Here is a 12318-nt window from a genome sequence, read left to right as displayed (position 1 = left end):
TAATTCTGACTCTAAAAGAGAACAAGGATAATCAGGTTAATAGAGGTTTGGATGAACATTCCTCTTTTTTTGATAACCTTGCAAGCTGGCCCAGAGGAAAGAAACCTTATTCCAGCAGCCAAGCCTGGGCTTCTGACCTGGTAGCGAAGGACTGGCTCTGCACGGATAAATGGGTTTTCTGCGAGACTTCTTGGGCAATCTCTTGGGACCTTGCTTCACGGGCTTTGTCCGCGGTTAAAACCCTTGCGGACTTCTGCAGGCGTGTCTTCATCAGGTCGTAGGCGAACCTCAGGATGATTTCTTTATAGCGCTCCTCGTCCAAATCGGGATCAACCTTTGTCTGGCTCGCGTCAATAAGGAGTCTTTTCACATCGTAATTCCGGATGGTTTCCACCAGAATTTGCAGGGCCTTGTCTACTTCGTTTAGATTATAGGGGTGAGCACTGGGCCATTCTGTGAAAAGAATATCCGTGCTTGGGTCATAGTCTAAGGTGAGCAGGTGGCTGCTGTATAGGCGCATTTTACGTGAATCTTAGGTCAGGCGAGAAAGAAACAAAGGTACCTATTCCTCCGTCAATTTGAAAAGACCAAGCGTAGAAGGTTGGCATTCTCCTTTAGTTGGTTTCACAGGGTGAAGATCTTTTTCATTGACTGCCACTTCTCCCCTTCCTTTGCGCCGGGCAAAGCCTGCTGGTATTTCCACATCAGTTCCTCCCACGCTTGCACTTTGGGATTTGCCGCATCTGCTTCCCTCTTTCGCTCCGGACTAAAATCCTTACTTACTTCCATGATCATGAATAAGCGGTTGCCCCACCGGTAAATCTCCATCTGCTCAATACCTGCTTGGGTAATGCTTTCCTTTACTTCTGGCCACACTTTTTCATGGTAGGCCTCGTACTCAGCGATCAGGGTGACGTCATCTTTCAGATCAAGGGTGAAACACAGCCTAGGCATAGGATAACGATTTAGGGGTTTTATACTCTTCAAAATTCCAAAGTTCGCGCTTAAATGGGAAACCATTCCAGTAGAAAGAACATACCTTCTACACGCATTAGCACTGCTATATCTTAATGTAAAGGAGAATCTCGGCGGCGGCTTTCAGGGGCTCTAACGCTCTGTTTGGATGGAAAGCCACATTACCGGAGTAAAGGTAATGCCACCAAAGTCCCTGCACTACCCAGGGTTTTCCTTGGTGGTTATACATCCCACCAAGGAATTGTCTTTCCCAGTCTAAGTAATAAAGGTTCTTTGTGTATTTAAAAATTCACCCTGTACATGGAATGTTCCCTAAAAACCGATCGTAGGCCATCTAGGGGAATGCGCTAAGCGTTCAGGATCCATTGCCTGGCGCTGATGCCGCTATTGTGCTGCCGAAGGGGGAACCGTAGCGCACCAGGCTTCATTCGGCTGGTTCCCCATGACAAATTCTAGCTTACCGCCTCTCTTTAATTCATCCAGATACAACCAGTTATTGGTCAAAGGCTTCCCATTGAAAGAGGCAGACTGTATATACACGTTATCTGCCAGGTTGTTCTTGGTCTCAATGACAAGCTTCTTTTGGTTCCCTAAGGTTATCGTGGCCTTGTCAAACAAAGGGCTCCCGATCTGGATGATAGGTCTGGCATCAGTGAAGCCTTTCACGTCAAACAGGCCAAGTGCTGCCATGACATACCAGGACCCCAATTGGCCCTGGTCTTCGTCCTGCCCGTAGCCGTAGCCATGCACGCCCTCTGTACCGTAGAATTCATTGCAGATAGCCCTTGTCCATTTTTGGGTTAGCCATGGCTTGCCAGAAAAGTTAAAGAGCCAGCTTATGTGCAGGTTAGGCTGATTCCCGTGGTTGTAGAGGGAGTTGATGCCCGCGAAGGCATCAATGGTCTTACCACCCCCGAAAGCGTTTTTCTGGGATTTGGTAAAGATATCATCCAACCTAGTGTTAAATTCCTCTTTGCCGACTGCAGAGATCAAGGCTTCCGGGTTCTGGGGGACAAAAAAGGTATATTGGATGGCATTCCCTTCCTGGAATCCTCTCCAAGCCTGATTTGGGTCAAACGAGGTTATGAAATTGCCCCGGAGGTCTTTAGGGTGTATCAATTTAGACTGTGGGTTAAACAGGTGCTTCCAACCGTCTGAATACTTTATTAACTTCTGGTAGTCTTCTGTTTTGCCCATGGATTTTGCCATTTGGGCGGCAGCGTAGGCACTGAAGGCGTACTCCATGGTATGGGACGCCGAAAACGTGGACCCCGTGGAATCAGTAATGAATTCATTGCCACCTCCTATAAAAGGACTGTACCCACGCTCCACAAAGGCTTTCACATCCATTTTACCGGAACCCTCTGCCCTGTTTTTCCAGCCCATTTCATTTTCATACACTGCTTTATAGGCCAGCTCCGTATCATAATCTCTGATTCCAGCATTGTAAGCTGCCGCAATGGCCAACCCTACCATGTTTGTACCTACTCCTGAAACAAAATTACTGTTGGCGATCCCGTCACCGAACCATCCTCTTTCTTTATAGACCTGTAGCTGGGTGTGTACGAAGTCATTGTAATGCTGCGGATAGGCCAAGGTCCACAATTGCGTCAGGTTCCAATAACCTCCCCAGATGGCGTCCGTGTTCATGAAATTATAGCTAAAGTTTCCTTTCGCGTCGCGGGGTAGCTGCCCGATCGTGCCGTCATGCCGGGGGAAGGAGCCATTCACGTCGCTGGCCACGCCCCGACCCAGTAAAGCATGGAATAAACCGGTATAGAATTTAACCTTGTTCTTTTCATCAGGGCCTTCTACCCGCAGCTTGTTTAGCTCTTCCCGCCAAGCGCTTTGGGCCTGTTCCTTTGCTTTGTCAAACGACAGCTTCTCGGCTTCGGCGGACAGGTTCAATTTGGCATTCTGGGTGGACGTGTACGATTGCCCTACTTTGATTTCAATAGCCTCCTGGTTTTGGGTATTGTATTCCAGGAAGAGCCCGGCTCCTTTGCCCGTGGCTACGGAGGAAGAAGCCTCTACTCCTTTTTCCGTAAATGAGCCCACGCGCAAAGGCTTATTGCTTATCTCTCCATAAAAATACATGGAAACCTTCCCTTTTGGGTCGTATTTCTTTACATATTTCGGGTAGGTATGGACAAAACCCTCGAAATGCGTATCATCGACCATTTCAATGGAAGCATCCGTCACCCAACCGCTCTCGCCCTGCACGTTCCCTATGTCCAGGATAATCCTTGATTGCTGGTTTTGGGGAAAAGTATACCGGTGAAACCCTACGTGCTTGGTGGCAGTCAGCTCGGCGGTGATCTTGAACTCATCCAGTAGAACCTTGTAATAGCCTGGCTGCGCCACTTCGTTTCTCCGGTCAAAATCTGACCGATAGCCGCTTCTGCTGTTTTCCAGTTCGCCGGGTTTTACTTGGAGCTCTCCGGCCGTAGGCATAAAGCTTACCCCGCCCACCTGCCATTCATGGAAATGCACAAACCCTTCTATGGAGTTGTGGCGGGTATCGTAGCCTACGGCCTCCCACCCGTCCTTATTTCCGTAATGCCCGTTGGTGGAGGGAGCCAACTTGGCCATGCCATAGGGCACCGCGGCCGGGGTGTAGAAGAACCACCGGCTATGGGCCGTACCTATGTTGGGATCCACGTAACGGAGTACATCTTCCCCGTTCTTGGTAACGGCGCAGGAGCCTAAAACAAGGAACAGGATAAGCAGAGAGGATGGTAGAGGGAGGTTTCGTATTTTCATGTGATCGTCAGATTGGTATTTTGCTTATATTTTAAAAAAAGCAACTGAACTGGCTGGATTCAGGCTTGAGCAACTTCTTCTCTTCTGACAAGCCGACCTTTGCCTAAGCCTCTGGCAAGCAGATCCTCTGCATTTAAATATGAAGGGTTTACCCCTGTTTATTCCCAGGCTTGTTGCTGGAAATACGGGATAGGCGCTTGTAAACAACAAAGCGTCTGGCTATAGTCCCAAGGATATACCTAATGTGCAACCCACATATCCTGTATCTCTTGCAAAAATTTACCTTTGGCCTTCTAAACCACTCTCAAAACCATCCAAAACGCACACAGGCAAAAGGCGGTGAACAACCAAAAAGCCATGGCCTCTTCAATGGTTCTGCCTATATGTTCAGACATATCTACAAATGTAAATTTTATTGCCTTTTATGCAAGGGTGTAGCTAAATCTATAAAGGATTCTATCAAACAAGGGGTGATCGGGGTGTAAAAAATAGATCGCACACCGTACGAGGTGAGCGATCTATTTTTTTACACCCGTATGTGCGATTTTCTTACTACGATCCTACCATTTGCTTGAATTGAAGGAAAACTAAGCGCCAGAACCTTCGCAGACTAGCTGCAAACAAGAAATATTAAGCACGTTTTATTTTGAAGCGAAAACTTAACCTGCTAATGCGTCTATTAAGCCATATATGTTATATTCGGCAGTCTAGTTCCGTTTATTCGACCAACGGTAGATGGATAAACGGATGTTAACTCCGCACATAGGTTCAATAACCGGAGTTGTTCTGCTAATCTATTAGTTGGCTTTAATTCATATAATGAAATTCATACTTGTTATATCTTGCTTACTCCTAATCGGGATAAAATCTCACGGACAGGGAAGTATCGCCATTTGTGGTAGCCAACACGTCACCAATTTATTGAAAACGTCTAAACAGATTACTGATAGTCTTAGAAATTCAGGAATTGATTCTATAATCATATACAACCATTACAGTAGAATCGGGTACAGCAAAATTCTCTGGAATTCAGGAAATGCGGTTTACCAAATCCTGATAGTGGAAAAGATGCAAGAGCATGGTATAAAAAAGAAGACTGGCGAAATACAAATCTCGGGAAGCAGGAAACAATTTAGGTTGCTGAATATCAGTACATTACAATCAGTTGTCGTACTCAAGGATTGTGGTGGATTTGTAGCACCTATGCCTTATCACCTTCTCTACCTCCACATAAACGGACAGGAAAGCTGCCTAACAGTCGCTGAAGACCAGCTTGAGTGCAATACTGAAAATAAAAAGGTGAAATTGATTAAAGAACTCAAAATGCTTCCAGATGAATATTTCGCATTGGCTTTTAGCAGAGATTGATATTGAACTAAAGCTAACAATGTGTAAACGCCATCTTCGGCCGAAGGCCTTGCCGTCTTTTACAAAAATACGTTTGCAGAAAGGTTTACTAAAAGAATGGATTTCACTATCATTGAATATCTGAAGAAAGGTACTCCAAAGCAACAGGACGCATATACTGTGCTTACTCAATATTCAATAATGGAATGTCTGCAACCTTATTCCCCCCTATTGGTAGGGACAGTTCCGATAGACATTGATATAGCAAATAGTGATCTGGACATTGTCTGTTACTGGGAACATATCAATCAATTCAAGCTTATTCTGTTAAAATATTTCTCCGGTTGTAAAGGCTTTCAGATAGTTGATACAATGGTTCAGGATCAACGTACCGTAATTGCCAATTTTATGGTTGAAGGCTTTGAAATTGAAATATTCGGGCAGAATAAACCTTCGAAAGAGCAGTATGCTTACAGGCACATGGTAGTAGAGTACTATTTTCTACTTTCCAAGGGGAATCAGTTCAGGCAAACCATTAGGGAACTTAAGGAGCAAGGATTTAAAACGGAACCGGCTTTTGCCCATGCTTTAGGATTGAAGGGAGATCCATATCTTGAACTTTTAAAATATGAAGAAAAATTAAAACCCTATCTGCCAAGTAAGGGCTAAAAAGCATTAAAACCGTTCAGCCCAACCGTCACTCCTGCATAAAATAAATTGGCTTATCAGCCTTTCTACGCAAGAAATAGGTTAATGCATTTTTTGCTGGAACGTTATTCATCCAACCTTAGTAATAAGCAGGGCCTTACTTCTTGGTATATAATCGATAGTCATGTAAAGCTAAGTAACGTCCGCTAAGAAGGTGCTTTCGGGTGTGCCCTTATAACGATTGGATTCCATCTGCACCCAAAGTACTGGTTGCACCAACCTTTCCCGTTGCCTAGAGTATCAGATACTGGATCAAGCACCATATCATTCATCTAACCGAACATACGCAAGCAAAATGGGAATAACACTGGAAAAGGCCGACCAAGCAGTCAGAGCAGCCCTGGAGAAGGCCAGGGAGCTGAACCTGAAAATGAACATCGCCGTGGTGGATGCCGGGGCCAACCTGACGTCCTTCGCCCGTATGGACGGGGCCTGGCTGGGCTCTATTGACATCGCGATCCGTAAGGCAAGGACGGTGCGCTTCTTCGACATGCCCACCGGCAACCTGGGACAGGCCTCCCAACCAGGCGGCCCTCTCTACAACATAGAGCATTCTAACGGCGGGCTCATTACCTTCCCGGGCGGGCTCCCGATCATGGGGGGCAACGGTGAGGTCATCGGGGCCATTGGGGTGTCGGGAAGCACGGTGGAGAATGACCATGCGGTGGCGGAGGCCGGAGTGAGAGCCCTTGCATAGCAGGTTAAAACCTCTCTAACCTCCCCCATCAAGGCCCTTCTGATTGAGGGGCCTTTTTGTTTGTGGCCTGCGGCACATAATGAGACCTTATGTCAAGGAGAGGTTCTTTGTTTGGAAATTTATGAAAAGCTTAAATGTGAGCTTAGAGGGAAAGTGATAGGGCAAATTGATGCTAAATGTGTACAAACAAAAAAGCCACTTACAAGTTTTACCTTATAAGTGGCTGATTTCTAAGTGATCCCGTTTGGATTCGAACCAAAGACCTACTGCTTAGAAGGCAGTTGCTCTATCCAGCTGAGCTACGAGACCATCGAAACAAAAATGAGTAATGGAGAATGTCTTTGTAGTCATCCAACATTACTCATCCTTTTTCGTCGGGGTGGCAGGATTCGAACCTACGACCTCCACATCCCAAATGTGGCGCGATACCGGGCTACGCTACACCCCGAGTCCTGCAATTACAAAGTGACCAACTTCTCAAACCTTCTGTTCTCCGTAATTGCGGTGCAAAGATATTAAATGAAGTTTTCTTTTCAAAATTTAATTTCAAAAAAAACTTCGCGGAGAGAGGGGGATTCGAACCCCCGGTACCCTTTAGAGGTACGGCAGTTTAGCAAACTGCTGGTTTCAGCCACTCACCCATCTCTCCGGGCATCCCTTTCTGTTAAAGAGTGTGCAAATATAGCCGAACTAAAATGAGATTACCAAAGCCCCGCCTAAAAAAATTTCCCCTTTGCCGCTCCCTCGGCCACCATCCGCTTCTATGACAATGGCTTAGCCCAGGAGAAATTTTGAAATTTATTTTCGCGGCAGACGTTTCATCTGTGTTTACCACCTGCCCTAGCGGTCTTGTAGCCTAAAGAAGGGCAACGGGCGTTTGTTTCTTTCTTTATAACTTGCCGCCGCACTATAAAGCACTGGCCTTTTTCTATGACTTGGTATTTGCCTTTTACTTCCATGGAGTTTTTCTTCTTCCTCCTTTTTGGGGTGCTCTATGGCGGTTACCTGTTCAGGATAAAGCGGCTGGCCCGGCAGTTTTCTCAAAAGGCGAACGCCATCTACGTCAAAGCCATTATCAGGAGTAGTTACATGGGGCTGTTGGTGGTGGCCTTACTAGGACCATCTTTCGGGGCCATGACCAAAGAAATAAGGACCAACGGCAAAGATGTGTACCTGGCGGTGGACCTGTCCCAGTCCATGAAAGCCCAGGACGTGCCTCCTTCGCGGCTGGAGAAGGTAAAGCTGGAACTGCAAGAGTTTATCCAAAACTCCAACGCCGACCGCATTGGGCTCATCGGCTTTTCCTCCGAGGCTTTCGTGCTCAGTCCGCTTACCTACGACCACGGCGCGTTGGACCTCTTCGTGCAATCCATGCGCACTTCCTTGGCTCCCGCAGAGGCTGCCCAATTGGGTCCGGTTTTGCAGTTGGCTAGCCAGAAGTTCAGGGAAACCGAAACAAGCCGAGAGGTGGAACGCTCCAAAATACTGGTGATTTTCTCTGATGGCGAGACATTCGGGGAAAATATGCAGGACGCTTTGGCGACTTTGGTGTACCAAGGCGTGCGGGTGTACTGCGTGGGCATCGGAACTTACGCCGGCGGTAAGATTCCCGAGGGACGTACCTTTAAGAAAGACGGCAATGGCCAAACTGTGCTCACCAAACTAGAAGCCAATGTTTTAAAAGAGGTGGCCCAACGTACCAAAGGCAACTACTTTGAGATAAATCAGAACATAAGTGAGATGTCGCGTTTGCTGAGCGCAGTGAATACCGTTAAAAGTGAGCTGCGCCAGGCCAAAGTGGTGGAGGTAGCGGCAAATAAATACCTTTACCCCCTGCTGGCCGCCCTGCTGCTCATTGCGCTGGATGTTTTATGGACAATACAGGTGCTTAAGATATGAATTACTGGTGGTTTATCATTTTACTTGTCTCCCTGCCGTTTGATGGTTTCCAACGCATTGCGCAGCGGAACCTGTTCAGTCAGCAAGCCGAGGCTGCCTACAAACAAAAGGAGTACCTGCAGGCTGCGGCGTTGTATGAAAAAGTGCGCGACGCCGAAGACGGCCAAGCCCCCGCCACTGTCACCCTGAACCTGGCCCACTCCTATTTTCACCTGCACGAGTATAGCCAGGCCTCCCCGCTTTACCGATCCCTGCTGAAAACGCAGGACAAAGAACTGCTCTCCACGGTGGCTACCCAGTTAGCCGTCATTGAAGCCGAGGAAGGAAACTACCCCAAAGCCATTGATTTCTGCAAACAAGCCCTAAAAGCTAGGGAGACGAACGCCACCGCCCGCTATAATTTTGAACTGCTCCAGAAATACTTGTTGCTGCACCCCGAAAAACGCCAGGGACCCAAACCACCCCAAAAGAGAACGAACCAGAATGGGCCGGGCGGTTCTAGGCAACCAAATGCAAACGGCAGTTCAGCAGCAGGTGCCCCCAACAGTTACCAAAGCACAGGCCCAGGAAATACCGCCAATGGAGGCGCTTCAACTCCGCAGAACGGCACAGGAACCGAGAACAAGCAAGAAAACTTCGGAAGGAATGAGGGATTGAACAAAGGCTACAGCAACCAGGGACGACCGGATAGCAATGCCACTGGCGGCAACAGAAGAAGCAGCCAAGCCGCCCGCGAAGAAGATGCCTTGCTGCAAACCCGCTTTGAACGCCTAAAGAAACTGCAGCTCTCCCCCGAAAAAGCCCGCCAGTTACTGGATGCTATGCGTCAGGAAGAAGCCCAATACCTGCAGCAACTGCCTCGCAGAAAAACCAAAACAACTGACAAAAACACCCCAGATTGGTAAATACGAAGCTGATTATTGGCCGTTTTCAGGAAAAAAGGCTTAAAGCAGTTGCAGCTTATATAAGCTAAAAGAGACTAGTCAAAAGAACCAACGGTCTGGGGAATGAAGCAATACTTACCATTATGGTGACAACTACAGCAAGAAAGACTATTGATACCCAAGATTTAATTTAGGCTGATTATTGATGAAATAAACTTTCAGTTTAGTCCTGAATTTCTGAAAACAGACCTAAAATGGATTTGCTGATTTTTATTGTTCTGCTCAACAACCTTCAACATTGGTCTTCTACCTTCTTGCTGCAGACTTTTGTTTTACAAGTGAGAACCCTTTCAACCTAACAAGCGTTTGGTTTTTATTGAGAGAACTCCTAATTTCAAACCGATAATCCAGAAAAACTACTGCTATGCAAGTGAAAGAAGTATATGTTATCTCGGCGGTTCGTACGCCAATCGGGAGTTTTGGCGGAGCTTTGGCCAGCCTGACGGCTCCTCAGTTGGGTGCCATCGCCATCAAAGGCGCGTTGGAGAAAGCCGGGGTAGACAAAAGCCTGGTACAGGAAGTGATCATGGGCAATGTGTTGTCGGCGAACGTGGGACAGGCACCCGCCCGGCAGGCAGCCATTGGCGCCGGTTTAGGATACGAAGTGGAATGTACCACCATCAATAAAGTGTGCGCCTCGGGTTCCAAGGCCATTATGTTCGCCTCGCAAGCCATCATGCTGGGCCACAAAGACATCATCGTGGCAGGCGGTATGGAGAGCATGTCCAACGTGCCGTATTACCTAGACAAAGCCCGTTTCGGGGCCAAGATGGGTCACGGTCAGATGATTGACGGCTTGGTGAAAGACGGCCTCTGGGATGTCTACAACGACTACCACATGGGCAGCGCCGCCGAAAACACCGCCCGTGAGTTGGGCATCACCCGCGAGATGCAGGACGAATACGCCATCAACTCTTACCGCAAATCCGCGGCCGCGGCCAAAGCCGGTTTCCTTAAAGACGAGATTGTGCCTATTGAGATCCCGCAGCGCGGGAAAGACTCAATCTTCATCACCGAGGATGAAGAATACAGCAAGGTGAACTTTGACAAGATCCCAGGCCTGCGCCCTGTATTTGATAAAGAGGGTACCGTTACTGCCGCTAACGCCTCAACCCTCAATGATGGCGCCGCGGCGTTGCTGCTGATGAGCAAAGAGAAGGCCGAGGAACTGGGCGTGAAACCAATCGCCAAAATCCGCGGCTTCGCCGATGCCGAACAGGAGCCTAAATGGTTCACGACTACTCCGGCCCTGGCTATTCCTAAAGCTTTGAAAGTATCCGGGGTGGAGCCTTCTGAAGTGGATTTCTACGAGATCAACGAGGCGTTCTCGGTGGTATCGCTGGCTAACAACCAGAAGTTGGGTCTGGAAGGCGGCAACGTGAACGTGTACGGTGGTGCTGTTTCTTTAGGTCACCCATTGGGAGCCTCAGGAGCCAGAATCGTGACTACCCTCATCAACGTACTGCAAAAAAACAACGGCAAAATTGGGGTGACCGGTATCTGCAACGGCGGAGGTGGCGCCTCGGCCATCGTGCTGGAGCGGGTGTAAGCCTAGTTGAACTATACTAATTCAAAAAAGCCTTACGTTATAAGTAAGGCTTTTTTTATTGTTTTGTATCCATGAAAAGGATTCTGTTTTTATCTGCGTTTCTGCTGCTCACGCTCGGGTTCCAATGGGAGTCCCAGGCCCAGACTCGCGTGGTTACCTACTATGATTCGCTGCAATCGGCAATCAAAGAGGTGTACTTCATCAAGGGCTCGGCAGATTCGGTGATGCACGGCTATTACCGCAAATACTACCCTACCGGAGAATTGGAGGCCATGGTGAAAGTGGTGGAAGGCAAGCGCGACAGTCTCTACACCGAGTTCTTCGCCAATGGCAAGCCCAAACTGACGGTTCCATACAAAGACGGTAAAAAGAACGGGCCATTCTCGGCGGTTTACGCCAACGGCAATAAATTACAGGAAGGCCAATACCTGAACGATCTGCAGAGCGGACCTTTCAAGAGCTACCACGAGAACGGCCAACTAAAGCAGGAAGCCAATTTTGTGGAGGGTTTCCCCGAGGGCACCGTGAAAGAGTATTTTCCCAATGGCAAGCTGCGGTCAGAGATCACCTACACCCGCAAGGCGCAGAGCGGGATTTCGCGCACGTTCCACCCCAACGGGGAAAAAGAATCGGAGGCCAATTACCGTAACGGAATGATAGAGGGCGGCTACCGCACCTATTATGACAACGGCCAACTAGAAACCGAGACCATCAGCGCGGGACCTACCAAACCTGCCAAGTTCAAAACCTACTATCGCTCGGGCAAACTCATGACCGAGGGCAGTGTGGTGGCGGGCAAACCCGAGGGACCCTCAGTGGCCTACTATGAAAACGGTAACCGGAAGGCAACCGTCACTTACAGTAGAGGCCTGCGGGTAGGATTGGCACAATCATTTGACGAGAACGGAAAACTGCAACAGGAAATCCGCTACGGAAACGCCGAGAAAGACCGCAAGATCACCCGCTTCTACCCTTCCGGCGCCATCGCCGCACAGGAGGAGTTCAAAGACAACAAACGCGTGGGCACCTGGGAGGAATTCCACGAGAACAAAAAACTAAAAACCTCAGAGCCCTACAAAAACGGCCGCATCACCGGCGAGCGCCTCACCTACCATGACAATGGTCAGGTGGAATCAAAGGCTACTTATTTGAACGGCAAAATCGTGAGCACGCTCATCACCTACTTCCCCTCGGGCAAGGTAAAGTCAGAGACGCTGTACAAAGACGGCCTGCGCTACGGCACCTTCAAACAACTTTACGAGAACGGTAAAACCGAAATGGCCGGCACCTTCCGCAACAACCGCGAAACCGGCACCTGGACCTACTTTGACGAGACCGGCAAGCCCACCAAAAAAGTAGAGTACCGCAACGGCCAGGTAATCGCAGACAAGAAGTAATGTAATTGTTGATTGCTGATTGCGGATTGTTGTTTTAAG

Annotated in this window: 10 protein-coding genes and 3 tRNA genes; 7 read left to right on the top strand and 6 right to left on the bottom strand. The window is 48.3% G+C overall.

Going from position 1 to position 12318, the window contains the following annotated elements; translation table 11 throughout:
* Positions 1 to 106 precede the first annotated feature (106 nt).
* The 3 genes from FOA19_RS11220 to FOA19_RS11210 form a co-directional block, all read right to left on the bottom strand.
* Positions 107 to 520 carry a hypothetical protein gene (locus tag FOA19_RS11220; RefSeq protein WP_149090915.1) on the bottom strand — a complete coding sequence of 138 codons (414 nt, stop codon included), beginning with the start codon at positions 518 to 520 and terminating at the stop codon, positions 107 to 109.
* A 104-nt stretch (positions 521 to 624) separates the two neighbouring features.
* Entirely contained in the window at positions 625 to 954 is a 330-nt protein-coding gene (locus tag FOA19_RS11215) for an L-rhamnose mutarotase (protein ID WP_149090914.1), read from the bottom strand.
* 405 nt (positions 955 to 1359) lie between these two features.
* Positions 1360 to 3738, bottom strand: a complete 2379-nt coding sequence (locus FOA19_RS11210; protein ID WP_149090913.1) for a GH92 family glycosyl hydrolase — start codon at positions 3736 to 3738, stop codon at positions 1360 to 1362.
* A gap of 819 nt (positions 3739 to 4557) precedes the next feature.
* On the opposite strand from FOA19_RS11210, the gene FOA19_RS11205 reads away from it, so the two are divergent.
* The 3 genes from FOA19_RS11205 (at position 4558) to FOA19_RS11195 (ending at position 6490) form a co-directional block, all read left to right on the top strand.
* A complete protein-coding gene (locus tag FOA19_RS11205; RefSeq protein WP_190300372.1) occupies positions 4558 to 5106 on the top strand; it encodes a hypothetical protein in 549 nt (182 codons plus the stop codon).
* 96 nt (positions 5107 to 5202) lie between these two features.
* On the top strand, positions 5203 to 5754 hold the full coding sequence (locus FOA19_RS11200; protein ID WP_149090911.1) for a DUF4269 domain-containing protein: 552 nt from the start codon (positions 5203 to 5205) through the stop codon (positions 5752 to 5754).
* 334 nt (positions 5755 to 6088) lie between these two features.
* Positions 6089 to 6490: a GlcG/HbpS family heme-binding protein gene (locus FOA19_RS11195; RefSeq protein ID WP_149090910.1), complete on the top strand. Its 402-nt coding sequence runs from the start codon at positions 6089 to 6091 to the stop codon at positions 6488 to 6490.
* A gap of 235 nt (positions 6491 to 6725) precedes the next feature.
* On the opposite strand, the gene FOA19_RS11190 is transcribed toward FOA19_RS11195, so the two are convergent.
* The 3 genes from FOA19_RS11190 to FOA19_RS11180 form a co-directional block, all read right to left on the bottom strand.
* Positions 6726 to 6799: transfer RNA gene (locus FOA19_RS11190), tRNA-Arg, on the bottom strand.
* A 65-nt stretch (positions 6800 to 6864) separates the two neighbouring features.
* A tRNA-Pro gene (locus FOA19_RS11185) sits at positions 6865 to 6938 on the bottom strand.
* Positions 6939 to 7051: 113 nt separating this feature from the next.
* A tRNA-Ser gene (locus FOA19_RS11180) sits at positions 7052 to 7139 on the bottom strand.
* A 281-nt stretch (positions 7140 to 7420) separates the two neighbouring features.
* Between FOA19_RS11180 and FOA19_RS11175 the strand changes: the two genes are divergently transcribed.
* The 4 genes from FOA19_RS11175 (at position 7421) to FOA19_RS11160 (ending at position 12279) form a co-directional block, all read left to right on the top strand.
* Positions 7421 to 8389, top strand: coding sequence for a VWA domain-containing protein (locus FOA19_RS11175; protein ID WP_149090909.1), 969 nt, complete (start codon positions 7421 to 7423; stop codon positions 8387 to 8389).
* A complete protein-coding gene (locus FOA19_RS11170; protein ID WP_149090908.1) occupies positions 8386 to 9294 on the top strand; it encodes a tetratricopeptide repeat protein in 909 nt (302 codons plus the stop codon). The genes FOA19_RS11175 and FOA19_RS11170 overlap by 4 nt, the downstream gene beginning before the upstream one ends.
* 403 nt (positions 9295 to 9697) lie before the next feature.
* Positions 9698 to 10882 (top strand): acetyl-CoA C-acyltransferase, encoded by a 1185-nt coding sequence (locus FOA19_RS11165; RefSeq protein ID WP_149090907.1) that lies wholly within the window; start codon positions 9698 to 9700, stop codon positions 10880 to 10882.
* A gap of 71 nt (positions 10883 to 10953) precedes the next feature.
* Positions 10954 to 12279, top strand: coding sequence for a toxin-antitoxin system YwqK family antitoxin (locus tag FOA19_RS11160; RefSeq protein ID WP_149090906.1), 1326 nt, complete (start codon positions 10954 to 10956; stop codon positions 12277 to 12279).
* Positions 12280 to 12318 lie beyond the last annotated feature (39 nt).

It is taken from the genome of Rufibacter hautae (assembly GCF_008271695.1).
Lineage (GTDB): Bacteria > Bacteroidota > Bacteroidia > Cytophagales > Hymenobacteraceae > Nibribacter > Nibribacter hautae.
This window is presented reverse-complemented; position numbering and strand designations above follow the sequence as displayed.